The sequence below is a fragment of the Rhodanobacter sp. ANJX3 genome, from assembly GCF_014200755.1.
GTDB lineage: Bacteria > Pseudomonadota > Gammaproteobacteria > Xanthomonadales > Rhodanobacteraceae > Rhodanobacter.
In genome coordinates this window covers 632,666-658,273 of the sequence record NZ_JACHCM010000003.1, presented here as the reverse complement: position 1 = coordinate 658,273, position 25,608 = coordinate 632,666, and the positions used below count along the sequence as shown (strand labels likewise).

The following is a 25,608-nucleotide window of genomic DNA, read 5'->3' as shown; positions in this document are numbered from 1 at the left end:
CTTTACGTAGGTTTCCCGTTCGCGTGTCGTGCGGCGCTCTTCGAGTGCGCTTCCTCTATACTTCGCCACGGAGTCGGCCGGACAGTCGCGTCGCGCGCAAGCGCATCGAGGAAAGTCCGGGCTCCGCAGGGCAGAGTGCCAGGTAACTCCTGGGCAGCGTGAGCTGACGGCCAGTGCAACAGAGAGCAGACCGCCGAACGGCATCTTCGGATGTGCGTGGTAAGGGTGAAAGGGTGCGGTAAGAGCGCACCGCGTACGGGGCTAACGTCGTACGGCACGGTAAACCCCACTCGGAGCAAGACCAAATAGGGGAACGATAACGCGGCCCGCGTTGTTCCCGGGTAGGTTGCTGGAGCCAGACGGTGACGTCTGGCCGAGAGGAATGACTGTCGCGTCGCAAGACGTACAGAACCCGGCTTACAGGCCGACTCCACCTCTTCGCAAGTTTCCCACCGGTGCGGCTTCGTGCTCGCCGGTGGAGAACTGTGGGCGTTTCGATGGCGGTTTTGACGTGCCTTTCACGGGTTATCAGGGCTTCCGGCGCCGTGTGCATGACGGCTGTGCGTCCGGGAGAGGGGTGCGTTTTTCTAAAAACTCACTGTATTCAAGCACCTTGCAGGGGTTTGTGAGAAATCGCTGGAATTACGAACACAATCTCGCCTTTCTCCTTGATTCACAAGCGAAATTTCCTTGACAGTCTCATGCTGCGAGACTATCGTGGGTTCACGTGTGGAATTGTGGGTTTTAGTGGAGTCAATGCATCGTGTTCCAGGGCGAGACCGCCATCACCGTCGACGACAAGGGCCGCCTGGCCATCCCGACCGCGTATCGGGAGCAGGTTGCCGGCGAGTGCGCGAATCGTCTGGTCATTACCTACAACCCGTTCGAGTCGGGCTGCCTGTGGCTGTTTCCGTATGCGGAATGGGAGCAGGTGCGCGATCAGGTCAATGCGCTGCCCAAGGTCAAGGCGGCCCACCGCGACATGCAGATGAAGCTGGTCGGTGCAGCCAGCGTGGTCGAGCCCGACAGCGCGGCGCGCATCTTGCTGCCGGCCAGCCAGCGCGCCGCGGCCGGCATCGAGAAGAAGGCCGTGCTGCTGGGCATGGGCAACAAGTTCGAGTTGTGGAGCGAACAGGCTCACCTGGCGAAGATCCGTCAAACCATTGGCGAGGACGAGATTACCGATCACATGGCAGACCTGCGCCTGTAAGTCACAGACGCAGCGGCAAACGCAGGACAGGAGCGGGAGTGCACATGGCCGAGCAACAGTTGCGGCACATCCCGGTGATGCTGGGCGAAGCGGTGGAGGGGCTGTCAGTGCAGGCTGAGGGGCGCTATCTCGACGGTACATTTGGACGCGGCGGTCATGCTCGCGCCGTGCTGTCGCGTCTCAATGCCGATGGTCGTCTGCTGCTGATGGATCGCGACCCGCAGGCCATCGCTGCCGCGCAGGCTGAGTTTGCCGCCGATGCGCGCGTGTCGATCCGTCACGCCAACTTTTCCTCGCTGGCCGAATGGGACGAAACCGCCGAGGGCCTCGACGGCGTTCTGCTGGATCTGGGCGTGTCCTCGCCCCAGCTGGACGACGCCGCGCGCGGCTTCAGCTTTATGGCCGACGCGCCGCTCGACATGCGCATGGACACCACCCAGGGCGAAAGCGCGGCGGATTTTCTGGCGCGTGCGACCGATCGTGAGATTGCCGACGTGCTGTGGAATTTCGGCGAAGAGCGTCACAGCCGCCGCATCGCGCGGGCGATCGTCGAAGACCGCGATGCCAAACCGTTCACCCGCACCGGTCAGCTGGCCTCGCTTATCGAGCGCATCGTCGGCCGGCGCGAGCCGGGCAAGCATCCGGCGACGCGCAGCTTTCAGGCGCTGCGCATTCATGTCAACGGCGAGCTGGACTCGCTGCAGCAGGGTTTGAACGCCGCGCTGGAACGGCTGCGTCCCGGCGGTCGTCTGTCGGTGATCAGTTTTCACTCGCTGGAAGACCGCGCCGTGAAAATGTTTATCCGCGATCACTCCGGTCGCGTGCAGAACAGCCGTCGGGGTCCGCCGGTCGCGGCGGTCGCGGCGCGGCTTGCAGCCATCGGCAAGGCGCAGTTTCCCTCCGACGCCGAACTGGCGGCCAATCCGCGTTCGCGCTCCGCCGTGCTGCGCGTGGCGGAAAAGCTTGCCGAGCAGACGCCGCTTATTGAGGGTCATGCATGAAGGCGATCGGCACATTCGTCATGCTGGTTCTACTGGCGGCCGTGCTGGGCAGCGCGCTGGGCGTGGTGTGGACGCGGCACGAGAGTCGCGTGCTGTTCGTCATTCTCACCACGCTGCAGAATCAGCGCGATGAATTGAATATCGAATACGGCAAGCTCGAACTCGAGCAGGCCACCTATGCCGAGCCGCGTCGCATCGACGACGAGGCGCGGCAGAAGCTGGGCATGGTCAATCCGCGTCCGCAAGACATCCGGTTGCTGCACTGATGGCGCCGCGCAAACCGAATCAGCCTACGTCGCGGCAAGGGCGTCGCCACAAAGCCGGCCCGATGGTCGGCAAGCGCATGATCGTGGTGGTCAGCCTGCTCGGACTGGCCTCGATCGGCCTGATGGCGCGTGCGTTCGATCTGCAGGTGATCGGCAAACAGTTCTATCAGCGCCAGGGCGATGCGCGCTTTCTGCGCGAGATGCCGATACCCGTTTCTCGCGGCACGATTTTCGATCGCAACGGCGAGCCGCTGGCGGTGTCGACGCCGGTGATGTCGATCTGGGCCAATCCGTCGGAGTTGCTGGATAACGAAGACCGCATTCCGCAGCTGGCGCAGGCACTGGGCGTGGATGCCGACGATTTGAAGGGGAAGCTCGAGCAGCGTTCCGACCGCGAATTTTTGTATCTGCGTAGGCAGATGTCGCCAGAAGCGGCACAAGCGGTGCTCGATCTGGGTATTCCGGGCGTCAACGGCCAGCGCGAATTTCGCCGCTTTTATCCGTCCGGCGAAGTGACGTCGCATGTGCTCGGTTTCACCAATATCGACGATCACGGTCAGGAAGGTCTGGAGCTGGCCTACGACGACTGGCTGTCCGGCAAGCCGGGCGAGAAGCGCGTCATCCGCGATCGCATGGGCCACATCGTGGAAGACGTCGAACAGGTGCACGCGCCGCAGCCCGGTCGCAACCTCACGTTGAGCATCGATCGACGCGTGCAGTTTCTTGCTTATAGCGAACTGAAGTCGGCGATCGAAAAATCGAACGCCGATTCCGGCTCGATGGTGATCCTCGATATCAAGACCGGCGAAGTGCTGGCGATGGTCAACCTGCCCACCTACAACCCGAATGCGCTGACCAACACGCCGCCCGGCAATCGACGCAATCGCTCGATGACCGACGTGTTCGAGCCCGGCTCCACTATCAAGCCGATCCTTATGGCGGCAGCGCTGTCCAGCGGCAAGGTCACACCGACCCGACCGCTGATCGATACCACCGGCGGACACTGGTTTTTCCTCGGTCACGATATCCACGATACGCACAACTGGGGCGTGCTGACGCCGACCGGCGTGATCACCAAGTCCAGCAATGTGGGCGCGGCGCATATCGCGGCCGATCTCGACACCGGCCTGATGTACGACACCTATCGCGCGTTCGGTTTCGGTTCCAGCACCAACAGCGGTTTTCCTGGCGAAGCTTCAGGCCATCTCAAGCCCGGCGGCAGCTGGGGTCTGCGCGAAAAGGCGATTCTCGGCTACGGCTACGGCCTCAACGTGACCGTGCTGCAGCTGGCCAACGCCTACGCCACGATCGCCGACGGCGGCGTCATGCATCCGCCGACCTTTATCAAGGGCGGCGAGAACGAGGCCAAGACGATCATCGAGCCGCAGATCGCCAAAGAACTGATCGACATGCTGGAAACCACCACGCAGCCCGGCGGCACGGCAGCACCGTACGCGTGGATCGCCAACTACACCGTTGCCGGCAAGACCGGCACGGCGCACAAAGCGACTGCTGGTGGCTACTCGAAAGACAACTACGGCGCCGCTTTCGCCGGCCTGGTGCCGGCCACCAATCCGCGTCTGGTGGCGGCCGTCGTGGTCGACAACCCGAAGAAGGGCAGCTACTACGGCGGTCTGGTTTCCGGCCCGGTATTTGCCAAGGTCATGGATGGCGCGCTGCGCCTGCTCGATATTCCGCCGGACAACATCGGCCGCTGGTACGTCGGTGGTCCGATGCAGGAGCAGAACGGCCTGATCGGCAATAAGGCGCCGGATGCGCCGAATATCGAAGAAGCCCCGGTCGACAGCGGGGACACGCCATGAGCACCGGCCAACTCGACCAGTTGCTGATGGGTATTGCCGACGCGCAGGTGGCGCAGGCGCGAGGCGCGGCGCGCATCGTCGTTTCCGGGCTGGCGTTGGACTCGCGACGCGTGCGCCGTGGGGACGCTTTTTTTGCGCTGCGTGGAACTCAGGGCCACGGCATCGAATTTGCCGCCGGCGCGGTGCAGCGCGGTGCGCAGGTGGTGCTGGCCGAGGCGCCGGCAGTCCACGGCGTGGCGCCGCTGGATGTGCCCCTGCTGTGGATCGACGGCCTGCGCGATCAGGTCGGCGAAATCGCCGCGCGCTTTTACGATCGCCCCACTGAAGCGATGCGCGTGATCGGCATCACCGGTACCAACGGCAAGACCTCCTGCGTGCAGTTGCTGGCACAGGCGCTGACGTTTCTAGGTCATCGCACGGCAACCATCGGCACGCTGGGCGCCGGCATGCACGGCAAGCTGCTCGAAGGCGAGCGCACCACGCCCGACGCCATCACCTTGCAGCAGCAGTTGGCCGAGTTTCGCGATGCCGGCGCCAGCCATGTGGCGATGGAAGTTTCCTCGCACGCGCTGGAGCAGGGCCGCGTAGCGGCCGTCGATTTCGAAGTGGCGGGGTTTACCAACCTCACCCGGGATCATCTCGACTACCACGGCAGCATGCAGGCTTATGGCGCCGCCAAGGCCAAGCTGTTTTCGTGGCCCGGCCTGCGTTCGGCCGCGATCAATGTCGACGACGCTTTCGGCGCCGATCTGATGACGACCTTGCCCGCTGGCGTGCAGGCGCTTCGTGTGAGCAGTGCCGACGCCAGCGATGCCGATGTGGTGGCCAGCGCCGTCGTGACATCGGCCGAAGGTCTGGCGTTCCAGCTGCATACGCCGTGGGGCATTCGCTCGGTAAACAGCCGCCTGCTGGGGCGATTCAATGTGGCCAACCTGTTGACGGTGGTGGCTTGTTTGGGCGCGCTGGGCGAGCCGTTCGCGAACATCGTGGCCGCGCTCGAGCATTTGCAGCCGGTCAGTGGCCGCATGAGCCGGCTTGGCGGTTTGCATGGCATGCCGCTGATTGTGGTGGATTACGCCCACACGCCCGACGCACTGGAACAGGCGCTGACCGCGCTGCGCGCGCATTGTGCGGGGCGGCTGATCTGCGTGTTCGGTTGCGGCGGCGAACGCGATGCCGGCAAGCGGCCGCTGATGGGCGAGATCGCCGCGCGCCTGGCCGACGTCGCCATCGTCACCGACGACAATCCGCGCGGTGAGGATGGCGATGCCATCGTGGCGCAGATCGTTGAAGGTATGCATGCCGCACGATCGATGGCCGTCGAGCGCGATCGCGCCAAGGCCATCGCCCAGGCGCTGCAGCTCGCACGTGCGGGCGACGTCGTGCTTTTGGCCGGCAAGGGTCATGAAAGCTATCAGGAGGGCGCCGCCGGCAAGCGGCCGTTCGACGATCTGGCGATCGCGCATGCGGCACTGGAACGGCTTTCGCGGGAGGCGCGCGCATGATGCGCCTGAGCGCTATCGCCATGTGGACCCACGGCAGCCTGCTGGGCGCCGATGCCGACATCGATGGCGTGGCCATCGATACCCGCAAGATCGCGGCCGGCGACCTGTTCGTCGCGATCAAGGGCGAGCATGTGGACGGCCATGATTTTCTCGCCGAGGCCGCAGCGCGCGGTGCGGTCGCCGCGCTGGTGACGCGCGCGATCGACAGTCCGCTGCCGCAGGTATTGGTGAAGGATGCCACCCTGGCGCTGGGCGATCTGGCCAGCGCCGCTCGCGCGCGGCACGACGCTCGCGTAGTGGGTATCACTGGCTCCAACGGCAAGACCACGGTGAAGACGCTGACTGCGTCGATCCTGTCGCGCCACGGCCGCACGCATGTGAGTTCGGGCAACTACAACAACGAGCTGGGCCTGCCGCTGACGCTGCTGTCGATGCCGCAGGACACGCAATACGCCGTGCTGGAAATGGGCGCAGGCAAGCCGGGCGATATCGATTATCTGGCGGCCATCGCGCGGCCCGATGTCGGCCTCGTTACCCTCATTGCGCCGGCGCATCTTGAGCGCATGGGCAGCGTGGAAGGCGTGGCGGAAACCAAGGGTGCCTTGTATCAGGCGCTGCCGGCCGACGGCGTGGCAATCATCAACGCCGACGACGCGTTTGCCAGCTTTTTCGCCGGGCTGGCCGGTTCGCGTCGGGTGCTGCGCTTCGGGCTGGATCATGCCTCGGACGTCGGTGCCGACATTATCGAGCAGGCGCTCACCGGCTCGCATTTCGTGCTCAGCACGCCGCAGGGCGATGCCGAGGTCCGGTTGCCGCTGCCCGGTCGCCACAACATCGCCAACGCGCTGGCCGCGGCATCGATTGCGCTGGCGCTGGATATTCCGCTGGAGACCATCGTCGCAGGCCTCGAACAGGCCAGCGGCGTTGCGGGTCGGCTGCGGCGGATCACGACACGCGGCGGCTGGACGCTGATCGACGACAGCTACAACGCCAATCCCAGTTCGATGGCCGCGGGCATCGATACCCTGCTGCTGGCCACCGGCGAGCGCTGGCTTGTGCTCGGCGACATGGCCGAACTCGGCACCGACACGCGCGCCCTGCATGCAGGCATTGGTCAGCGTGCGCGCGAGCGTGGTGTGGAACGGCTTTTTGCCGTGGGCCCGCTGAACCAGGCAACGGTCGAGGCGTTCGGTGCCGGCGCTACCCATTTTGCCGACAAGGCCTCATTGATCGCCGGGCTGAAAGAGAAACTGCACGCCGGTGTTACCTGCTTGATCAAGGGCTCGCGCTCGGCTGGCATGGAGCAGGTGGTGGCGGCATTGGCTGACCACGCCGACGTGGGCGCGGGCAAGGCATCCACTGAAGACACGCACAAGGGGAGGGCATCCGATGTTGCTTGAACTATCGGACTGGATGACCCGGCACTTCACCGCCCCGCACCTTTTTCAGTACATCACTTTCCGCACGATTATGGCGGCGCTCACCGCGCTGGCCACATCGCTGCTGTTCGGTCCGGCGCTGATCCGCAAGCTGGCGGCGCTGAAGGCCGGCCAGGTCGTTCGCACCGACGGTCCGCAGACGCATCTGATCAAGGCCGGCACGCCGACGATGGGCGGCGTGATGGTGCTGCTCTCGGTGGCCGTGGCGACGCTGCTTTGGGCCGATCTGCACAACCGCTACGTGTGGACGGTGCTGGCCGTGATGCTGGCGTACGGCGCCATCGGTTTCTACGACGATTACCGCAAGCTGGTGTTGAAGGACAGCCGCGGACTGGCCAGCCGCTGGAAGTATTTCTGGCAGTCGGTGTTCGGCGTCGGCGCGGCGCTGTTTCTCTATTACAGCGCGCCGCATGCGGTCGGCAATCTGCCGGTCGCGGAAACCGCGCTGTACGTGCCGGTGTTCAAGCACGTGGTCATTCCGATGGGTGTGTTTTTCATCGTGCTGACGTATTTCATGATCGTCGGGTTCTCCAATGCGGTGAATCTCACCGATGGCCTCGACGGCCTGGCGATCATGCCGACCGTACTGGTGTCCGGTGCGCTGGGCGTATTCGCGTATCTGGCCGGCAACAAGGTGTTTTCCGAGTATCTCGGCATTCCGTCGATTCCCGGTGCGGGCGAGCTGGCGATTTTCTGCGGCGCGCTGGCCGGTGCGGGCCTGGGTTTTCTCTGGTTCAACACGTATCCGGCTCAGGTTTTCATGGGCGATGTGGGCGCGCTGGCGATGGGTGCGGCGCTCGGCTGCGTGGCCGTGATCGTGCGGCAGGAAATCGTGCTGATCATCATGGGCGGCGTGTTCGTGATGGAAACCGTTTCGGTGATGCTGCAGGTCGCCAGCTTCAAGATGACCGGCAAACGGATATTCCGCATGGCGCCGATCCATCACCACTTCGAATTGAAGGGCTGGCCCGAGCCCCGCGTCATCGTGCGTTTCTGGATCATCAGCGTCGTGCTGGTGCTCGTCGGCCTCGCTACCTTGAAGGTGCGCTGATGTTCGACTTCGACAACACCCAGGCCAAACGCCGCGAAGGTCCGCGCGGTCGCTTCGATATGCTGCTGCTGATCGGCCTGATTGGGCTGGCCAGCGTCGGCGTGGTGATGGTGACATCGAGTTCGATCGCCGTGGCGGACAGCCAGCATCTGGGCGCGTTCTATTTTCTCAAGAAGCATCTGCTCTTTCTGACCGTGGGCATGATTGCCGCCGGCATGGCGATGCGCACCGAGCTGAAGCTGTTCGAGAAGTATGCGTTTCCACTGCTGGCCATTGCCTTCATCCTGCTGCTGGCGGTGTTCGTCCCGCATCTGGGCATGCGCATCAACGGCGCGCGGCGCTGGCTGAATTTGCTGGTGACCAGCTTCCAGCCGGTCGAGGCGGTGAAACTCATTTTGGTCATCTATATCGCCAGCTATCTGGTGCGTCATCGCGAGAGCGTCGAGACGCGCTTCATGGGCTTGATCAAGCCGATCGCCGTGGCAGGCATCATCGTGCTGATGCTGCTGGCGCAGCCGGATTTCGGTTCGGCCACGCTGGTGATTGCGGTGAGTATCGCCATGGTCTGGCTCGGCGGCGCGCGACCGATCTTTCTCTTTCTAATGGGCTTGCCGCTGATGCCGCTGCTGTATGTCGCGGCGACCGGCGAAAGCTACCGCATGAAGCGGCTGACCACGTTCATGCATCCCTGGGATCACCCGTTTGACGACGGCTTCCAGCTGACTCAGTCGCTGATGGCGATCGGCCGCGGCGAGTGGACTGGCGTCGGCCTGGGTTCGAGCGTGCTCAAGCTTTCCTATTTGCCCGAGGCGCACACCGACTTTATTTTCGCCGTGATCGGCGAGGAGCTGGGCATGGCCGGCGTGGTGCTGGTGATGGGCCTGTTCGCGATCGTAGTGGGGCGCGGCCTTTACCTGGGTTTGAAAGGCGTGGAGATCGGCCAACGTTTTGCCGGCTACGTGGCCTTTGGCATTTCGCTGATGATCGCGATGCAGGCGATCGTGTCGGTGGGCGTGAACCTCGGCGCGCTGCCGACCAAGGGTCTGACCCTGCCGCTGATCAGCTACGGCGGTTCGTCGATGGCGCTGACCTGCGCGATGGCCGGTGTGCTGCTGCGCGCGACGTTCGAAATCAACCGCGCGCTCGACGCGCGCGAAGTGCGCAATCGCATGTCGCTGGCCGTATCGGCGCCAGATGCCAACACGGCCGTTCGACCGGCCGAGGCGATGGCTGCATGAGCGCCAACTCGCCCGTGTTGATCATGGCCGGCGGCACCGGCGGACACATTTTTCCCGGACTGGCCGTGGCCGAATGCCTGCGCGCGCAGGGCGTACCTGTGGTCTGGCTGGGTGCCGTGGGCGGCATGGAAACCAAGGTGGTGCCGGCCAATCAGATCGAGCTGCATACCGTGGCCGTGGGTGGTCTGCGCGGTAAGGGCTGGCCTACGCGGCTGCTCGCACCGCTGATGCTGCTGCGGGCGCTGTTCGCTTCGCTCGTCACCTTGCAGAAAATCAAACCGCGCAGCGTGCTGTCAATGGGCGGCTATGTCGCCGGTCCCGGCGGACTGGCGGCGTGGCTGCTGCGCCGGCCGCTGCTGGTGCACGAACAGAATCGTGTGGCCGGCTTCACCAATCGCAAGCTGGCAGGTCTGGCCAAGCGCGTGCTGATAGGTTTCGCCGATGCGCTACCGAACGCCGAGTGGGTCGGCAATCCGGTGCGTGCTGCCATCGCGTCGTTGCCCGAACCCGCGCAGCGTATCGGCCCACGCGCGGGCAAGCCGCGGCTGCTAGTACTTGGCGGCAGCCTGGGCGCGCGCGGACTGAATCTCGCCGTGCCGCAGGCGCTGGCACAGCTCACCCTGGCCGAGCGGCCGGAGGTACTGCATCAGTGCGGCAACCGCGGCCTCGACGAGGCGCGTGATGCTTATACGAAGGCTGGCGTCGATGCACAGGTCGTTCCTTTTATCGACGATATGGCCGGCAGCTACGGCTGGGCCGATCTGGCCGTGTGCCGTGCCGGTGCGCTGACGCTGGCCGAGTTGACCGCGGCCGGTCTGGGCGCTTTGTTGGTGCCATATCCGCACGCGGTGGACGACCATCAGACGCACAACGCCGAAGCGTTGGTCGCCATCGGCGCGGCGGAGCTGATTCAGGAGCGCGATCTCGACGCACAGCAGCTGGCACAGCGGCTTTCGGCGATGCTGCGCGACCGCGATCGCATGACGGCGATGGCGGTGGCGGCTCGCACGCTGGCCAAACCCGACGCCGCGCAGGTCATCGCGCGCGCCTGCATGGAGGTCGCCGCATGACGCTGCGTCGCCTGCATGCACACGAGGATCTGATGAGCACGTTTCGTCGCGTGCACTTCATCGGCATCGGCGGCGTCGGCATGAGCGGCATCGCCGAGGTGCTGCATAATCTCGGCTACGCGGTGTCCGGTTCCGATCGCGCCAACTCGCCGACGGCGCAGCGGCTGCAGCAGCTTGGTATCAGCGTGCATGTCGGACATGCGGCCGAACATATCGGCGACGCCGACGTGGTGGTGACGTCGAGCGCGATCAGCAAAGAAAATCCCGAGCTAGTTGCGGCTCGTGCAGCGCGCGTTCCGGTGATTCCACGCGCGGAAATGCTGGGCGAGCTGATGCGTTTTCGTCGCGGCATCGCCATCGCGGGCACGCACGGCAAGACCACCACGACCAGCCTCACCGCCAGCGTGCTGGCCGAGGCGGGCTACGATCCGACCTTCGTGATCGGTGGCCAGCTCAACGCGGCGGGCGCCAACGCGCGGTTGGGCACCGGACAGTATCTGGTGGCCGAGGCGGACGAGTCCGACGGTTCGTTTCTGCTGCTGTCGCCGGTGATCGCGGCGGTGACCAACGTCGACGCCGACCATCTGGAAAATTACGGCGGCGATTTTGCGCAGGTCAAAAAGGCCTTCGCCGATTTTCTGCACCGGCTGCCGTTCTACGGGCTGGCCGTGCTGTGCGTCGACGACGAGGAAGTCGCCGAGCTGGCCAAGACCACCACGCGCCGCGTGATGACCTACGGTATCGATGCGCCAGATGCCGATGTACGGGCGATCAACGTCAGCCAGCACGGGTTCGAGATGCATTTCGACGTCGTGCTGCCGGGGCGCGATGCCGCGGTGCCGATGAAGCTCAATCTGCCCGGTCGGCACAACGTGCTGAACGCGTTGGCCGCGGTGACCATCGGCTGGCAGCTCGGCGTCGAAGCCGGCGCGATGGCGCATGCGCTGCAGCACTTTCAGGGCGTCGGCCGACGCTTCCATCCGCGCGGCGAGATAGCGCTGGACCGGGGCAGCGTGCTGCTGGTCGACGACTACGGTCATCATCCGCGCGAGCTGGCCGCGGTGTTCGCGGCGGCCCGCGGCGGCTGGCCGAAGCGTCGTCTGGTGGTGGGCTTTCAGCCGCACCGCTACAGCCGCACGCGCGATCTGCTGGACGACTTCGCCAACGTGCTGGCCGAAGCCGACGTGCTGGTGCTGACCGACGTCTATCCGGCCGGCGAAGCCCCGATCGCTGGCGCCGACGGTCGCGCGCTGGCGCGCGCCGTGCGCGCTCGCGGCAAGGTCGATCCGGTGCTGATCGACCATCCGCGCGAATTCAAAGACACGCTGCCCACCCTGCTGCGCGACGGCGATCTGCTGCTGCTGCTGGGCGCGGGCGATATCGGTGCCGCAGCGCTGGAGCTTTCGCAGCTCGGCGAACTGAGGACGCATAAATCATGAGTCAGCCAGCAAGCATGCCTAACAAAATCAAAGATCCCGCTCAGTTCGGCCGCGTCGCCGTGGTGATGGGCGGCAGCTCGGCCGAACGCGACGTGTCGCTGGACTCCGGCCGCGGCGTGCTCGCTGCGCTGAAGGCGCGCGGCGTGGATGCGCACGCGATCGACGGCATTCCGGCGCTGCTGGACGCCGTGCGCGCCGGCCACTTTGCCCGCGTGTTCAATATTCTGCATGGCGCGGGCGGCGAGAACGGTGAGCTGCAGGGCGCGCTGCAGTCGCTCGGTGTGCCGTTCACCGGCTCGGGCGTGCTGGGTTCGGCGCTGTCGTTGGACAAGATCCGCGCGAAGCAGGTGTGGCAGGCGATCGGTTTGCCCACGCCGATCTTCAAGGCGCTGCCGCGCGGCGCCGACATGCACGCCGCGGCGCGCGAAATCGGTTTTCCGCTGGTGGTAAAGCCGGCCTGGGAAGGTTCCAGCGTGGGCGTGACGCGCGTGTTCGACGAGCAGGATCTGGATGCGGCCGTGGCACTGGCCGCCAAATATCCGGGCGACCTGATGATGGAAACCCTGATCGAGGGCGGCGGCGAATTCACCGTCGGCATTCTCGATCGGCAGGTGCTGGCCAGCATCCGCATCGTGCCCAAAGGCGAGTACTACGACTACAACGCCAAATACATCGCCGACGACACGCAGTACATCTGCCCCGGGCTGGAGGGCGACGCCGAGCAGCAGCTGCGCGCGCTGTCGCTGCGCGCCTTCGATGCGCTGGCCTGCAGCGGCTGGGGTCGCGTCGACGTGATGCGCGATGCCGCCGGCCGCAACTGGCTGCTGGAAGTGAACACCGCGCCGGGCATGACGTCGCACTCGCTGGTGCCGAAGGCCGCCGCCGAAGCCGGGATCGATTACCAGGAGCTGTGCTGGCGCGTGCTCGAGACGAGCTTCCGGGGGAATGCATGAGGGGTACCGTCCGCCTTGTCGCCTGGTGCCTGGCCGTTGCGCTGGTCGCGCTGCCGATCGTCGGCGTGCTGCGCGGCTGGTTTGCGGTCAATCGCTGGCCGGTGACGCAGCTCACCGTGCAGGCCGAGTTCAAGCACGTCACGCCGGATCAGCTGCGTGCGGTCGTACTGCCACATCTGGGCAAGGGCTTTTTTGCGCTGGATCTGGATGCGGTGCAAAAGGCGGTCGCGGCGCTGCCGTGGGTGGAGTCGGTGCAGGCGCGCAAGCGCTGGCCCGACACCCTGCTGCTGCGCATCTACGAGCGTCAGCCGTTCGCCAGCTGGAACGACAAGCAGCTGATCAGCCGTCAGGGTCTGGTCTTCGACGCGCCGGACAGCGACGACACCGGCGCCCTGCCGAAACTCAGTGGTCCCGACGCCCGACTGGTCGAGGTGGTGAGCTTCTACGCCGAAACGCACAAGGCGTTTGCCGGTACGCATCTGGATATCACCGGCGTGGCGCTGACCGAGCGCGGCAGCTGGAGCGTCACCACCGCAACGGGTGCGCAGATCGTCATCGGCGATCGCGATCAGGCCGGTCGCCGGCTGCGCCGCTTCCTCGACGTCTATCCGCAGATGACGGCCGGTCATAGCGACGCCTTCGCCTACGCCGACCTTCGCTACACCAATGGATTTGCCGTGCGCTGGCCGCAACCGCCGATCGCCACCCACGCTGCTGGAGGCCCGACCCGCATATGAGCATCTCCCTATGAAGCCGCGTAATGACAAACAGCTGGTCGTCGGCCTCGATATCGGCACATCGAAAGTGGTGGCCATCGTGGGCGAGTACGAGCCCGGCGAGCCGATCACCGTCATCGGCATCGGCACTCATGTGTCGCGCGGCATGAAGCGTGGCTCGGTGGTGGACATCGAATCGACCGTGCACTCGATCCAGCGCGCGGTGGAAGAGGCCGAGCTGATGGCCGGCTGCGACATTCGCTCGGTGGTGGCCTCCATTTCCGGCAGCCATCTGGAAACGCGCAACTCGCACGGCAACGCCGCGATCCGCGACCGCGAAGTGACGGCGGGCGATCTGGAGCAGGTGCTGGAAGCGGCCAGCGCGGTGGCGATCCCCGCCGATCGCAAGGTCCTCTATAAGGAGTCGCAGGAATATCGCATCGATGGCCAGGATGGCATCCGTTCACCGGTCGGCATGAGCGGCGTGCGGCTGGAGGCCAACGTGCATCTGGTCACCGGCGCGGCGGCCGCCGTGCAGAACATCACCAAGTGCATCCAGCGCTGTGGCCTCTCGGTCGACGAGCTGGTGCCCTCGGCGCTGGCCAGTGCCAAGGCGGTGCTGACCGACGACGAGCGCGAGCTGGGCGTCTGTCTGGTCGATATCGGTGCCGGTACGACGGACATCGCCATCTACACGCAGGGCTCGATCCGCTTCACCGCTTCGCTGCCGATCGGCGGCGATCAGGTGACCAGCGACATCGCCTACGGCGTGCATACGCCGACCGCGCACGCCGAGGAAATCAAGATCAAATACGCCTGTGCGCAAACCGGGCTCGCGCACGCCGAGGAAACCATCCAGGTACCCAGCGTCGGCGATCGCCCGCCGCGTCGACTGGCCAGGCAGTCGCTCGCGCAGAGCGTGCAGGCGCGCTACGAGGAAATTTTCGAGATGGTGCAGGACCAGTTGCGCCGCTCCGGTTACGAAAGCCTGGTGGCGGCTGGCGTGGTACTGACCGGCGGCGCGTCCAAGATGGAAGGCGCGCTGGAACTGGCCGAAGAGATCTTCCACAAGATGGTGCGCATCGGCGTGCCGCAGCAGATCACCGGTTTGGGTGAGGTCGTGGCCAGTCCTCTGCACGCCACCGGCGTGGGTCTGCTGCTGCACGGCGCACGCGCGGGCGGCATGCGCGTCAGCGGTCCGGCTGGCGGCAGCGTCGGCGGCCTGGTGGACAGGCTGCGCAGCTGGATCACCAAGAATTTCTGAGTTGAAACACGCTTTATCGGGTGACGCATGGAGTTGTCACCCGGGGCAGAAGGAACCAGCCCACCACCATGGACCGACACGGAGTCGCGTTCCCTGGTTACAACGACAACAACTCTTTAGGAGGACGGGAAATGTTTGAACTCATCGATAAGCTCGCACCAAATGCAGTCATCAAAGTCATCGGCGTAGGCGGTGGCGGCGGCAATGCCGTGGCCCACATGCTCAATGCCAACATCGAAGGCGTCGAATTCATCGTCGCCAACACCGACGCGCAGGCCATGACCAGCTGCGGCTCGCGTACTCACCTGCAGTTGGGTGGCAACGTGACCAAGGGTCTCGGCGCCGGTGCCAACCCGGAAGTCGGCCGTCAGGCCGCGCTGGAAGATCGTGAACGCATCGAAGCGATGCTCGAAGGTGCCGACATGGTGTTCATCACCGCCGGCATGGGCGGCGGCACCGGTACGGGCGCGGCGCCGGTGGTGGCCCAGCTGGCCAAGGAAAAGGGCATTCTCACTGTGGCGGTGGTCACCAAGCCTTTTCCGTTCGAAGGCCGTCGGCGCATGCAGGTCGCGTTGAAGGGCATCGAAGACCTCTCGCAGCATGTGGATTCGCTGATCACCGTGCCGAACGAGAAGCTGCTCAGCGTGCTGGGTCGAGACGTGACGCTGCTGAACGCGTTCAAGGCCGCCAACGACGTGCTGCAGGGCGCCGTGCAGGGTATCGCCGATCTGATCACGGCGCCGGGCCTGATCAACGTCGACTTCGCCGACGTCCGCACCGTGATGTCCGAAATGGGCTTGGCGATGATGGGCTCGGGCACCGCCCGCGGCGACGATCGCGCACAGGCGGCCGCCGAGGCCGCGATCAAGAACCCGCTGCTGGAGGACGTCAACCTCAACGGCGCCTGCGGCATCCTGGTCAACGTGACGGCCGGCACCAACCTGACCATGCGTGAGTTCGACGAGATCGGTCGCATCATCCACGACTTCGCCAGTGAAGACGCCACGGTGGTGATCGGTACCTCGCTCGATCCGGACATGAAGGACGACGTCCGTGTCACTGTCGTCGCTACCGGGCTGAACCGCGCCGCCGCCTCGCGTCAGCAGATGCGCATGGTGGAAACCCAGCAGGTGCAGATGCGCCCGCGCCCGGTGGTGCTGCGTACCGGCACGGGCAACGAAGTGGTCGACTACGCTCAGCCGGAGACCAACACGGTCAGCCACGGCGCACGCGTCGATACCAACAGCGCGCCGGCTAAGAGTGCTGAGCCTGGCTTCGACTACCTCGATATCCCGGCATTTCTGCGCCGCCAGGCCGACTGAAGTGAAAAGATTCGCTAAGGAGGCGTGAAATATTGAACAAACGTCCGTTTAGCCTGTCCATCTGAGATCGCATTCTTTGCGCGTGCCCGCACGCGCCAGGAATGACGGTTCGGCAGCGTTCTCTTGCCGAGTATGCCGACCAGGCGTTCGGACCGGTGGTTTGTTCGTGTGGGGAGCAACGACTATGCGTCCACAGTGGCGCATGGCTGGCAAGTCAGGCGCTGTCTGATTCGCCGGTTCAATGCCCATGCCGGATTCCCGTCCCAGGCACGGGTGTTGTGTCGAGCAGCAGGATTTGTCGGGAGCAGGAGGTTGCCTGAATGTCGCGTTCAGTGATGAAGGAAACATGAAGGCTTAATCAGACTGTACGGTATGGTTTGCTATTGCCGCAGGTTAAAACTGTGTTAGCATCCGCTCCTAATTGGCTGTGCCTACACGGGTACCAACAAAAATGATCAAGCAGCGTACGCTTAAAAATATTATCCGCGCCACGGGCGTTGGCCTGCACACAGGCGACAAGGTCTACATGACCCTGCGGCCCGCAGCGCCAAATACCGGTATCGTTTTTCGCCGCACGGATCTTGAGCCGCCGGTCGACATTCGCGCCCGTCAGGACAACGTCGGCGACACGAGCTGGTCGACCACGCTGGTCAACGGCGAGGCCAAGGTTTCCACGGTTGAGCATCTTCTTTCCGCCATGGCGGGATTAGGCATCGACAATGCTTACGTGGACCTTTCAGCACCTGAAGTTCCGATCATGGATGGCAGTGCAGGCCCCTTCGTGTTTCTGCTGCAGTCAGCTGGCATTGAGGAACAGAACGTCGCCAAGCGCTTCATCCGCATCAAAAAGCCGGTGAAAGTGCAGGAAGGTGATAAGTGGGCGAGCATCTCGCCGTTCGAAGGTTTCAAGGTCGGTTTTTCGATCGACTTCAATCACCCCATCATCAGCAAGCGCACTTCGCGCGCCGAAATCGACTTCTCCACCACTTCCTTTGTCAAAGAAGTCAGCCGCGCCCGCACGTTCGGCTTCATGCGCGACATCGAAATGATGCGTGAGAAGAACCTCGCGCTCGGTGGTTCGATGGACAACGCCGTGGTGCTCGACGATTACCGCGTGCTCAACGAAGACGGTCTGCGTTACGAAGACGAATTCGTGAAGCACAAGATTCTCGACGCGATCGGCGACCTGTACCTGCTCGGTCACAGCCTGATCGGCGCCTACAGCGCGCACAAGTCGGGTCATGAGCTCAACAACAAGCTGCTGCGCACGCTGATGGCCGACGTGACCGCGTGGGAAGAGGTTAGCTACCAGGACGACCCGGCCACCTCGCCGATTTCTTACGCGCATCCCGCTCAGGCGATTTGATCGACGGCTAGAACGGCCGCTCAACAACCGTTTCGAACAAAGGCCACGTCTTGGGACGTGGCCTTTTTGTTTTTGCGACGTCTGCCCGGTTTCGCTGTTTTCCTTCACCTCTTTTAGACATTTGTTGCCAACAGGTGAGGAGCGCGTGCTATAAATCGAGGCTTGCCATGCGCCGAACCACCTTGTTGGAGGTTCGAGCGCAAGCATGAGATAACAGCCAAAAGCGGTTCAATCTCGATTTTTTGCTTTGGAATCAGCACTTTCGGCGAGGGACGCCAGCCCAAGGAACAGATCCCGTAGTTCAGGGTCTGAGAGCGAGGCAGCGGTGGCCTGGAGATGGGCGGCCGCCGCGGGAGAAAGCGGTTTTGACCGTTCCGGCTCGATCACGAGCGGCGGTTGGGGAACCACTTTCACGGTGACGGAACTGGCGCTCGTGCCGATGGCGTGGGCAGCGGCGAGAATCTGCGTCTGCATAAGCCGCAGGCGCGTTGCCCAAGCCGGTGAAGACGCCAGAAAGACGAGGCGGCTGTTGCGCAGGTCGGCGAAACGAACCTGCTCGCGCAATGGCGACGGCAGCGTCTGACGCAGTGCGCGATCCAGCGCTTCGAGCACGCCGGCCCTTTTGGCCAGTGTGGCGAAGGAGCCACAGTCGACGATGGACTTCGGTCCGTTGCCGCTGCGGCGGGCGATGGCAGGTGAGACGCGCTGCATGGTGCCGGCATTCGATTTTGGAAACATATGCAAATCATACTCGTCTCACGTTCGCGTAAATTGCCCAAAACCCTCGATTTGGCCGACTGGCGCTTGCGCTGGAAGCTGCTTTCCCTGCTGGCATTGAGCGTTGTGGGCTGCATCGGCGCGGGAGTGGCGCTTGCGCTGACCGTAGCCAGTCCTCGAAATCGGGCGCTGTCGCAGATCCGCGAGCTGCAGCAGCAGGTGAAGCAGCAGAGCACGCAGCTCAGCGGTTTGCGCGGGGATTCCCAGCGCGATCTGAATGCGCTGGCGGTCAAGCTCGGCCAGCTGCAGGCGCAGTCGACGCGGCTGAACGCGCTGGGCGAGCGGCTGACCGAGGTCGGCAAGCTGGACGCGACCGAATTCAATTTCGACCAGCCGCCGGCCGTCGGCGGCGTGGAAGATGTCAGCGGCAGCGCCTACGCCTTGCCGCAGACGCTGGACAGCAGCATCAGCCAGCTGGCCAGCCAGTTCGACACGCAGCAGGCACAGCTGTCCGCGCTGCAAAGCCTGTTGCTCGACGCCAAGATCGAATCGAATCTCAAACCCACCGGCATGCCGGTCGAGGGCTATATTTCTTCGTACTTCGGTGCGCGGCCCGATCCGTTCGACGGCCGCGCCGCCCGCCATACCGGCATCGATATTTCCACGCCCTATGGAACGCCGGTGCATGCCGTCGCCGAGGGCATGGTGACCTATGCCGGGCTACGCAACGGCTATGGCAATGTGGTCGAGATCGATCACGGCAATGGCTACATGACACGCTATGCGCACAACAGCGCGCTGGATGTGCATGCCGGCGAGCATGTCCAGGTCGGCACGGTGGTGGCGCAGGCCGGGTCCACCGGTCGGTCGACCGGCTCGCACGTGCACTTCGAGGTCTGGTACGACGGCCATGTGGTCAATCCGCTGGCCTTTGCGCGCAACCACCGCTGACCCAAAAAGCTCCGGCGTCGCCGGTGACCTTGAATCCCATCGACCCAGCCGCCATCCGGTATCACTAGTCGGATGCCAGACGATGCTTGTCTGCGTCCGTAACACGTACCGGCCCCGCAAGCCGCAACCACTCCGCTGTAAGGACAGATTCAAGTCCCGAGGCGGCCAGCGTCCGGCATGCAGGACTTGGGCATGTAGTAATATGCCCGACTGGCTTGCGTCCGCTGCAGTCAACTTGTTTCCCAATCCGGAAGATCGATGTTCAACCGTGCCCTGACGAGTCTTTTCGGTAGCCGCAACGATCGCGTGCTGCGCCAGCTCTCCCGCAGCGTTTCCCGCATCAATGCGCTGGAGCCGGAGTTCGAAAAGCTCAGCGACGACGCCCTGCGTGACAAGACGGCGGAATTCAAGCAGCGCGTGGCCGGCGGTGAGACGCTGGACAAGCTGCTGCCGGAAGCCTTCGCGGTGGTCCGCGAAGCGGCCAAACGCACGCTCGGCATGCGCCACTACGACGTGCAGATGATCGGCGGCATGGTGCTGCATTCGGGCAAGATCGCCGAAATGCGCACCGGCGAGGGCAAGACCCTGGTCGGTACGCTGCCGGTATACCTCAATGCGCTGGCCGGCAACGGCGTGCACGTGGTCACGGTCAACGATTATCTGGCGCGCCGCGACTCCGCCCAGATGGGCAAGCTGTACAACTTTCTGGGCCTCGACGTGGGCGTCGTGTACCCGGGCATGGAACACGCCGACAAGCACGCGGCCTATGCGGCGGACATCACCTACGGCACCAACAACGAGTTCGGTTTCGACTACCTGCGCGACAACATGGCGCTGAGCAAGGAGCAGCGCTACCAGCGCGGCCTGCACTACGCCATCGTCGACGAGGTCGACTCGATTCTGATCGACGAGGCGCGCACCCCGCTGATCATTTCCGGCCCGGCCGAGGACTCACCGCAGCTGTATCTGGCGGTGAACAAGATCGTGCCGCGGATGATCCGCCAGGCGGACGAAAACAGCCCAGGCGACTACTGGGTCGATGAAAAACAAAAGCAGGTGCACCTGTCCGAAGAGGGCATGCAGCATGCCGACGAGCTGCTGCGCGAAGCCGGCGTCATCGAGCAGGACAGCGGCCTGTACGATTCGAAGAACCTGGCCGTGGTGCATCACCTCAATGCGGCGCTGCGCGCGAACGGCATTTACCAGCGCGACGTGGATTACATCGTGCGCGACGGCGAGGTCATCATCGTCGACGAGTTCACCGGCCGCACCCTGGCCGGGCGCCGCTGGTCCGACGGCCTGCATCAGGCGGTCGAGGCGAAAGAGGGCGTGCCGATCCAGCGTGAGAACCAGACGCTGGCCACGGTGACGTTCCAGAACCTGTTCCGCATGTACAAGAAGCTGGCCGGCATGACCGGCACGGCGGATACCGAAGCGTTCGAGTTCCAGAGCATCTACGGTCTGGAAGTGGTGGTGATCCCCACCCACCAGCCGATGATCCGCAAGGACAACTCGGACATGATCTTCCTGTCGCAGGAGCCGAAATACCGCGCGGTGATCGAGGACATCAAGGCGTGCCACGAGCGCGGCCAGCCGGTGCTGGTGGGTACCACCTCGATCGAAGTGTCCGAGCTGCTGTCCGGCCTGCTGACCCAGGCCAAGGTGGCGCACGAGGTGCTCAACGCCAAGCAGCACGAGCGCGAGGCGCACATCGTGGCGCAGGCCGGTGCGCCGGGCCAGGTGACCATCGCCACCAATATGGCCGGTCGCGGCACCGATATCGTGCTCGGCGGCAGCCTCGAGGCCGCCATGTCCAAGCTGCCGGAAGACGCCACCGATATCGATCGCCAGCGCGTCAAGGCCGAATGGAAAAAGCTGCACGAGCAGGTGCTGGCGGCGGGCGGCCTGCACATCATCGGTACCGAGCGCCACGAGTCGCGCCGCATCGACAACCAGCTGCGTGGCCGTTCGGGCCGCCAGGGCGATCCGGGTTCGTCGCGCTTCTACCTGTCGCTGGAAGACAACCTGCTGCGCATCTTCGGCGGCGAAGGCCTGATCCGCTGGATGAAGCGCTTCGGCATGAAGGACGACGACGCGCTGGAAGATCGCATGATCAGCCGGCAGATCGAGAAGGCCCAGCGCAAGGTCGAGCAGCACAACTTCGACATCCGTAAGCACCTGCTGGAATTCGACGACGTCGCCAACGACCAGCGTAAGGTGATTTACCGCCAGCGCGATGAGCTGCTTGAGGGTGAGGACGTGTCCGCCACCGTGGCCGATATCCGCGAGGACGTCGTGCAGTCGATGGTGCGCGCGCATGTGCCTGCCGAGAGCATCGACGAGCAGTGGGACATCCCCGCGCTGGATCGTGAGCTGGAAAGCGAGTTCGGCCTGTCGCTCGAACTGCCGAAGTGGATAGAGCAGCAGCACGAGATCGACGCCGAGATGATTCTCAACCACGTGCGCGAGTCGGTGGAGCAGTTCTTCCAGGCCAAGGAGGCGCAGGTCGGCGCCGAAACCATGCGTCAGCTGGAAAAGCACATCATGCTGACCGTGGTCGACAACGCCTGGAAAGATCATCTGGCCAATATGGATTATCTGCGCCAGGGTATCTACCTGGTCGGCTACGCCCAGCAGGATCCGAAGCAGGCGTTCAAGCGCGAATCGTTCAAGCTGTTCTCCGACATGCTCAATCGCATCAAGGCCGAAGTGGTGCAGATGCTGGCGCGCATTCGTATTCGCAGCGAAGAGGAAGTCGCCGCGATGGAAGCCGAGCAGCAGCGCATGGCCGAACGCCTGCAGGCACAGATGCTGGCCACCGGCGGCGGCGCGTCGGAGAGCGCTTTCGGTGCAGCATTGCCGACAGCTGGCGGCGACGCCGGCAGCTACCAGCGCCTGCCGGAGCAGGACAGCCCGAAGGTCGGCCGCAACGATCCTTGCCCCTGCGGATCGGGCAAGAAATACAAGCATTGCCACGGTCAGCTGGCCTGATCGAAAGCCGCTCGAAGGCAATAAAAACCCCGCTTCCGCGGGGTTTTTTTATGAGCTGAAGCTCACTCAGTCTTCGCCGCCGGGCGGTCTATGTCGGTGCGGCTCGGCGTCGACGGTGATGTACTGCGGTTCCTCCTCGTCGATGCGCAGCGCGGTCAGCTTGCCGCCCCAGACGCAACCGGTGTCGATGGCGTGCACGCCCAGGCCGGCAAAACGGCCCAGCGCCGACCAGTGGCCGCAGACGATCCGCGTATCGCGGCGGCGCATGCCTGGCACCTCGAACCAGGGATACAGACCGGGCTTTTGTGTGCCGGGAATGTCCTTGGCATCGAAGTCGATGCGGCCGTTGACGTCGCAATAGCGCATCCGCGTCATCGTGTTGATCGTGGCGCGCTGCCGGTCCAGGCCTTGCAGTCGGCTCGACCAAACTGCCGGACGGTTGCCGAACAGATTGCGCAGCAGCCGCGGATGGCGCGGGCTGGACAACTCGCGCTCGACATCCTGTGCTGCGCGTTGCGCTTGCTTCAGCGTCCACATCGGCGCGAGGCCGGCGTGCACCATGGTCCAGTTGAGCTGTTCGTCGTGATGGAGCAGCTTTTGCGAGCGCATCCATTCGAACAGCACCGGCGCGTCGGTGGCGAACAGCACTTCGCGCAGCTCGGGATTCACCCGCGCCTGCGCGTCCGGTCTGCGCTGCGAAATCGCCAACAGGCTCAGATCATGATTGCCCAGCGTGACTACGCAGGACTCGCGCAACTCGTGAATCAGCCGCAGCGTTTCCAGCGATTGGCCGCCGCGGTTGACCAGATCGCCGCAGAACCAAAGCTGGTCGCGCGCCGGGTCGAAGCGCAGTTTTTCCAGCAGCCGCTGCAGCTCGGGATAGCAGCCCTGCACGTCGCCGATGGCGTACGTTGCCATGTCAGTCCGCGTCCGTTGCGGCGGGGAAGGGCCGAAGCGAGTCCATCACGATTGCCCGGTCAATGCAGTGTGCGCGGAATGGACAGGGTGAAGGTCGGTATCGGCGCGTCGAACCGCGTACCGTCGTCGGCCAGCATCTGGTAACTGCCGCCCATGGTGCCCACCGGCGTTTCCAGCACGGCGCCGGAGGTGTACTCGAAATCGTCGCCGGGGCGCATCCACGGCTGCTCACCGACGACGCCGTCGCCGCGCACTTCTTCGACCTTGCCGTTGGCGTCGGTGATCATCCAGTGGCGGGTCAACAGGCGCGCGGGCATGTCGCCCGCGTTGCGCAGGGTGATCGTGTAGGCGAAAACGTAGCGATTGTCACCGGGCTTCGATTGGTCGGGGACGAAGCGCGTTTCGACCTGCACATCGATCGTGTAGGAAGCTTTTTCATTCATGCGCCGATTGTAAGGCCTGCCACCGTGAATGGGGCGCAGCCTTCACGTCTGTGATGAGCCGGCGCGATGAACTACGTCTGCGACTGCGTGCTGTAGATTTTTGCCAGCCGCACAAAGTCTGCCGGTGCCAGCGTTTCCGCGCGAGCCTTTGGGTCGACATCGGCGCGGCGAATGGCGTCGCCGTCCAGCAGCTGCTTGAGCGCGTTGCTGAGCGTTTTGCGCCGCTGCGCGAAGGCCGCTTTGACCACCGCGTAAACGTGGGCCGGATCGGCGTCGTGCTTTTGTTCGGTCGACAGCGGCAGCAGTCGCACGACCGACGATTCCACTTTCGGCGGCGGGCGAAACGCCTCGGGCGGTACATCGAACAGCGGCTCGACCCGGCACGCCAGCTGCAGCATGACCGACAGCCGGCCGTAGACCTTGCTGCCGGGTTCGGCGGCCATGCGGTCGACGACCTCTTTCTGCAGCATGAAATGCAGATCCTGGATCGCATCGAAATGATCGACGCAGTGAAACAGGATCGGGCTGGAAATGTAGTACGGCAGATTGCCGGCGATGCGCAGCCGCGGCACGCCCAGATTTTTCGCCAGCGCGGTGAAGTCCACTTTCAGCACGTCGGCGTGAATGATCTGCAGCTCGCCGACGCCGGCAGCGCGCGCCTGCAGGCCCGGGATCAGATCGGTGTCCAGTTCGATCGCGGTGAGTTTACCGGCGGCCTTCAGCAGTGGCAGGGTCAGCGCGCCTTCGCCGGGGCCGATCTCGACCACGACGTCCTCGCGTTGCGGTGCCATCATACTGACGATCTGATGGATATAGCGCTGGTCGTGCAGGAAGTGTTGACCGAAGCTTTTCTTGGGGCGGGCGTTCATGGCTTTCCCGGCGAGCTTGGCCGCTCGGCCATTTCCTCTGTGGGTAGAGGAACGGATGGATGAGTGGTGCGGCGCGCTGCCAGATCCAACGCCATATGCGCGGCGGCGATCAGGCTCGCCGGATCGGCCTTGCCGGTGCCGGCGAGATCCAGCGCCGTGCCGTGGTCGACCGAAGTACGGATAAACGGCAGGCCGAGCGTGAGGTTCACCGTGCGATCGAACGCCTCGCTTTTCAGCACCGGCAGCGCCTGATCGTGATACATCGCCAGAACGGCGTCGTACAGCGGCCGCTGCGCCGGCACGAAGGCAGTGTCGGCTGGCAGCGGTCCGAGCAGATGCATGCCTTCGGCGCGCAGCGCGTTCAAGGTGGGGATGATGGTGTCGATCTCCTCGTGGCCCATATGGCCGGCCTCGCCGGCGTGCGGGTTCAGGCCCAGTATGGCGATGCGCGGCCGGGCCAGGCCAAATTTGGCGCGCAGCTCCGCATGTACGATGCGCAGCGTGCGCGTGAGCGCGTCGCGGGTGATCGCGGCCGATACCGCGACCAGGGGCAGATGTGTCGTGACCAGGGCCACCCGCAGCTCGGGGCTGGCCAGCATCATCACCACATCGGCATGCGCGCGCTCGGCAAAGTATTCGGTGTGTCCGCTGAAGCGAATACCGGCGTCGTTGATCGAGGATTTCTGCAGCGGCGCCGTGACCACCGCATCGTAGCGGCCGGCCATGCAGCCGTCCGCCGCCTCCCCCAGGGTGACGAGCACGTGGTGGGCATTGGCTGGATCGGGATGGCCGGGGTCTTCCGGCGCCGCCAGCGGCACATGTTTGACGCGCAGCGCGCCCGGCTGGCGCTGCAACTGCACGCTGCCGTCGTCATCGATCAGGTCAATGGTCGTGCCGCAGCGTGCAGCGGCGCGCTCAAGCAAGTGACGATCGGTAATCGCGATGAGGCTGGCCGCCAGCGGCGTGGCGGCGAGTCGTATCACCAGTTCCGGCCCCACGCCCGCCGGCTCACCGGCGGTGATGGCAAGGCGCGGGAGGGGAGTCCCGTTCAAGTGA

At 64.4% G+C, this 25,608-nt stretch carries 22 protein-coding genes and 1 other RNA gene; 18 read left to right on the top strand and 5 right to left on the bottom strand.

All coding sequences use genetic code 11. From position 1 onward, the window contains the following. Positions 1-69 precede the first annotated feature (69 nt). The 16 genes from rnpB (at position 70) to lpxC (ending at position 17,663) form a co-directional block, all read left to right on the top strand. An RNA gene (gene rnpB / locus HDE76_RS11440) (RNase P RNA component class A) lies at positions 70-436 on the top strand. A 327-nt stretch (positions 437-763) separates the two neighbouring features. After that, the gene (gene mraZ, locus HDE76_RS11435; protein ID WP_179477818.1) at positions 764-1,210 is read left to right on the top strand and encodes a division/cell wall cluster transcriptional repressor MraZ; all 447 of its coding nucleotides are present in this window, start codon (positions 764-766) and stop codon (positions 1,208-1,210) included. Positions 1,211-1,254: 44 nt separating this feature from the next. Beyond that, complete coding sequence (gene rsmH, locus HDE76_RS11430; protein WP_184507525.1) at positions 1,255-2,211, top strand: 16S rRNA (cytosine(1402)-N(4))-methyltransferase RsmH; 957 nt, start codon at positions 1,255-1,257, stop codon at positions 2,209-2,211. A 5-nt stretch (positions 2,212-2,216) separates the two neighbouring features. Further along, a complete protein-coding gene (gene ftsL / locus HDE76_RS11425; RefSeq protein ID WP_179477923.1) occupies positions 2,217-2,477 on the top strand; it encodes a cell division protein FtsL in 261 nt (86 codons plus the stop codon). Then, complete coding sequence (locus HDE76_RS11420; RefSeq protein WP_184507522.1) at positions 2,477-4,300, top strand: penicillin-binding protein 2; 1,824 nt, start codon at positions 2,477-2,479, stop codon at positions 4,298-4,300. Before ftsL ends, HDE76_RS11420 begins: the two co-directional genes overlap by 1 nt. Beyond that, positions 4,297-5,805: a UDP-N-acetylmuramoyl-L-alanyl-D-glutamate--2,6-diaminopimelate ligase gene (locus HDE76_RS11415; RefSeq protein WP_179477815.1), complete on the top strand. Its 1,509-nt coding sequence runs from the start codon at positions 4,297-4,299 to the stop codon at positions 5,803-5,805. Before HDE76_RS11420 ends, HDE76_RS11415 begins: the two co-directional genes overlap by 4 nt. Further along, complete coding sequence (murF, locus tag HDE76_RS11410; protein ID WP_179477814.1) at positions 5,802-7,205, top strand: UDP-N-acetylmuramoyl-tripeptide--D-alanyl-D-alanine ligase; 1,404 nt, start codon at positions 5,802-5,804, stop codon at positions 7,203-7,205. Before HDE76_RS11415 ends, murF begins: the two co-directional genes overlap by 4 nt. After that, complete coding sequence (mraY, locus tag HDE76_RS11405) at positions 7,195-8,295, top strand: phospho-N-acetylmuramoyl-pentapeptide-transferase (protein WP_179477813.1); 1,101 nt, start codon at positions 7,195-7,197, stop codon at positions 8,293-8,295. Before murF ends, mraY begins: the two co-directional genes overlap by 11 nt. Further along, positions 8,295-9,533 (top strand): putative lipid II flippase FtsW, encoded by a 1,239-nt coding sequence (ftsW, locus tag HDE76_RS11400; protein ID WP_179477812.1) that lies wholly within the window; start codon positions 8,295-8,297, stop codon positions 9,531-9,533. Before mraY ends, ftsW begins: the two co-directional genes overlap by 1 nt. After that, on the top strand, positions 9,530-10,603 hold the full coding sequence (gene murG, locus HDE76_RS11395; RefSeq protein ID WP_184507519.1) for an undecaprenyldiphospho-muramoylpentapeptide beta-N-acetylglucosaminyltransferase: 1,074 nt from the start codon (positions 9,530-9,532) through the stop codon (positions 10,601-10,603). Before ftsW ends, murG begins: the two co-directional genes overlap by 4 nt. Further along, a complete protein-coding gene (gene murC, locus HDE76_RS11390; protein ID WP_184507516.1) occupies positions 10,600-12,042 on the top strand; it encodes a UDP-N-acetylmuramate--L-alanine ligase in 1,443 nt (480 codons plus the stop codon). Before murG ends, murC begins: the two co-directional genes overlap by 4 nt. 14 nt (positions 12,043-12,056) lie before the next feature. Continuing rightward, positions 12,057-12,995 (top strand): D-alanine--D-alanine ligase, encoded by a 939-nt coding sequence (locus HDE76_RS11385; protein WP_179477809.1) that lies wholly within the window; start codon positions 12,057-12,059, stop codon positions 12,993-12,995. Next, a complete protein-coding gene (locus HDE76_RS11380) occupies positions 12,992-13,732 on the top strand; it encodes a cell division protein FtsQ/DivIB (RefSeq protein ID WP_184507513.1) in 741 nt (246 codons plus the stop codon). Before HDE76_RS11385 ends, HDE76_RS11380 begins: the two co-directional genes overlap by 4 nt. A 10-nt stretch (positions 13,733-13,742) precedes the next feature. Continuing rightward, a complete protein-coding gene (gene ftsA / locus HDE76_RS11375) occupies positions 13,743-14,975 on the top strand; it encodes a cell division protein FtsA (RefSeq protein WP_179477807.1) in 1,233 nt (410 codons plus the stop codon). A 131-nt stretch (positions 14,976-15,106) separates the two neighbouring features. Next, positions 15,107-16,297, top strand: coding sequence for a cell division protein FtsZ (gene ftsZ, locus HDE76_RS11370; protein ID WP_184507510.1), 1,191 nt, complete (start codon positions 15,107-15,109; stop codon positions 16,295-16,297). Between the two features lie 451 nt (positions 16,298-16,748). Beyond that, positions 16,749-17,663 (top strand): UDP-3-O-acyl-N-acetylglucosamine deacetylase, encoded by a 915-nt coding sequence (lpxC, locus tag HDE76_RS11365; protein WP_179477805.1) that lies wholly within the window; start codon positions 16,749-16,751, stop codon positions 17,661-17,663. A 228-nt stretch (positions 17,664-17,891) separates the two neighbouring features. Here the strand turns inward: lpxC and HDE76_RS11360 are convergent, their stop codons facing one another. After that, positions 17,892-18,374: a DUF721 domain-containing protein gene (locus HDE76_RS11360; RefSeq protein WP_184507787.1), complete on the bottom strand. Its 483-nt coding sequence runs from the start codon at positions 18,372-18,374 to the stop codon at positions 17,892-17,894. A 27-nt stretch (positions 18,375-18,401) separates the two neighbouring features. Between HDE76_RS11360 and HDE76_RS11355 the strand changes: the two genes are divergently transcribed. After that, positions 18,402-19,331 (top strand): M23 family metallopeptidase, encoded by a 930-nt coding sequence (locus tag HDE76_RS11355; RefSeq protein ID WP_184507507.1) that lies wholly within the window; start codon positions 18,402-18,404, stop codon positions 19,329-19,331. Between the two features lie 258 nt (positions 19,332-19,589). Beyond that, positions 19,590-22,322 carry a preprotein translocase subunit SecA gene (secA, locus tag HDE76_RS11350; RefSeq protein ID WP_184507504.1) on the top strand — a complete coding sequence of 911 codons (2,733 nt, stop codon included), beginning with the start codon at positions 19,590-19,592 and terminating at the stop codon, positions 22,320-22,322. Positions 22,323-22,388: 66 nt separating this feature from the next. Here secA and HDE76_RS11345 read toward each other — a convergent pair whose 3' ends face one another. The 4 genes from HDE76_RS11345 to pdxA all read right to left on the bottom strand — a co-directional run bounded on the left by HDE76_RS11345 (position 22,389) and on the right by pdxA (position 25,604). Next, entirely contained in the window at positions 22,389-23,240 is an 852-nt protein-coding gene (locus tag HDE76_RS11345) for a symmetrical bis(5'-nucleosyl)-tetraphosphatase (protein ID WP_184507501.1), read from the bottom strand. 59 nt (positions 23,241-23,299) lie between these two features. Then, complete coding sequence (gene apaG, locus HDE76_RS11340; protein ID WP_179477801.1) at positions 23,300-23,683, bottom strand: Co2+/Mg2+ efflux protein ApaG; 384 nt, start codon at positions 23,681-23,683, stop codon at positions 23,300-23,302. Between the two features lie 71 nt (positions 23,684-23,754). Beyond that, complete coding sequence (gene rsmA, locus HDE76_RS11335; protein WP_179477800.1) at positions 23,755-24,552, bottom strand: 16S rRNA (adenine(1518)-N(6)/adenine(1519)-N(6))-dimethyltransferase RsmA; 798 nt, start codon at positions 24,550-24,552, stop codon at positions 23,755-23,757. After that, complete coding sequence (gene pdxA, locus HDE76_RS11330) at positions 24,549-25,604, bottom strand: 4-hydroxythreonine-4-phosphate dehydrogenase PdxA (protein WP_184507498.1); 1,056 nt, start codon at positions 25,602-25,604, stop codon at positions 24,549-24,551. The genes rsmA and pdxA overlap by 4 nt, the downstream gene beginning before the upstream one ends. Between the last annotated feature and the right edge of the window lie 4 nt (positions 25,605-25,608).

Excerpts from the sequence above, each read along its gene's own strand:
- rsmH (WP_184507525.1), top strand. The coding sequence starts at position 1,255 with ATGGCCGAGCAACAGTTGCGGCACATCCCGGTGATGCTGGGCGAAGCG.
- HDE76_RS11420 (WP_184507522.1), top strand. The coding sequence starts at position 2,477 with ATGGCGCCGCGCAAACCGAATCAGCCTACGTCGCGGCAAGGGCGTCGC.
- HDE76_RS11415 (WP_179477815.1), top strand. The coding sequence starts at position 4,297 with ATGAGCACCGGCCAACTCGACCAGTTGCTGATGGGTATTGCCGACGCG.
- murF (WP_179477814.1), top strand. The coding sequence starts at position 5,802 with ATGATGCGCCTGAGCGCTATCGCCATGTGGACCCACGGCAGCCTGCTG.
- mraY (WP_179477813.1), top strand. The coding sequence starts at position 7,195 with ATGTTGCTTGAACTATCGGACTGGATGACCCGGCACTTCACCGCCCCG.
- ftsW (WP_179477812.1), top strand. The coding sequence starts at position 8,295 with ATGTTCGACTTCGACAACACCCAGGCCAAACGCCGCGAAGGTCCGCGC.
- murG (WP_184507519.1), top strand. The coding sequence starts at position 9,530 with ATGAGCGCCAACTCGCCCGTGTTGATCATGGCCGGCGGCACCGGCGGA.
- murC (WP_184507516.1), top strand. The coding sequence starts at position 10,600 with ATGACGCTGCGTCGCCTGCATGCACACGAGGATCTGATGAGCACGTTT.
- HDE76_RS11385 (WP_179477809.1), top strand. The coding sequence starts at position 12,057 with ATGCCTAACAAAATCAAAGATCCCGCTCAGTTCGGCCGCGTCGCCGTG.
- HDE76_RS11380 (WP_184507513.1), top strand. The coding sequence starts at position 12,992 with ATGAGGGGTACCGTCCGCCTTGTCGCCTGGTGCCTGGCCGTTGCGCTG.
- ftsA (WP_179477807.1), top strand. The coding sequence starts at position 13,743 with ATGAAGCCGCGTAATGACAAACAGCTGGTCGTCGGCCTCGATATCGGC.
- ftsZ (WP_184507510.1), top strand. The coding sequence starts at position 15,107 with ATGTTTGAACTCATCGATAAGCTCGCACCAAATGCAGTCATCAAAGTC.
- lpxC (WP_179477805.1), top strand. The coding sequence starts at position 16,749 with ATGATCAAGCAGCGTACGCTTAAAAATATTATCCGCGCCACGGGCGTT.
- HDE76_RS11360 (WP_184507787.1), bottom strand. The coding sequence starts at position 18,374 with ATGCAGCGCGTCTCACCTGCCATCGCCCGCCGCAGCGGCAACGGACCG.
- HDE76_RS11355 (WP_184507507.1), top strand. The coding sequence starts at position 18,402 with ATGCAAATCATACTCGTCTCACGTTCGCGTAAATTGCCCAAAACCCTC.
- secA (WP_184507504.1), top strand. The coding sequence starts at position 19,590 with ATGTTCAACCGTGCCCTGACGAGTCTTTTCGGTAGCCGCAACGATCGC.
- HDE76_RS11345 (WP_184507501.1), bottom strand. The coding sequence starts at position 23,240 with ATGGCAACGTACGCCATCGGCGACGTGCAGGGCTGCTATCCCGAGCTG.
- apaG (WP_179477801.1), bottom strand. The coding sequence starts at position 23,683 with ATGAATGAAAAAGCTTCCTACACGATCGATGTGCAGGTCGAAACGCGC.
- rsmA (WP_179477800.1), bottom strand. The coding sequence starts at position 24,552 with ATGAACGCCCGCCCCAAGAAAAGCTTCGGTCAACACTTCCTGCACGAC.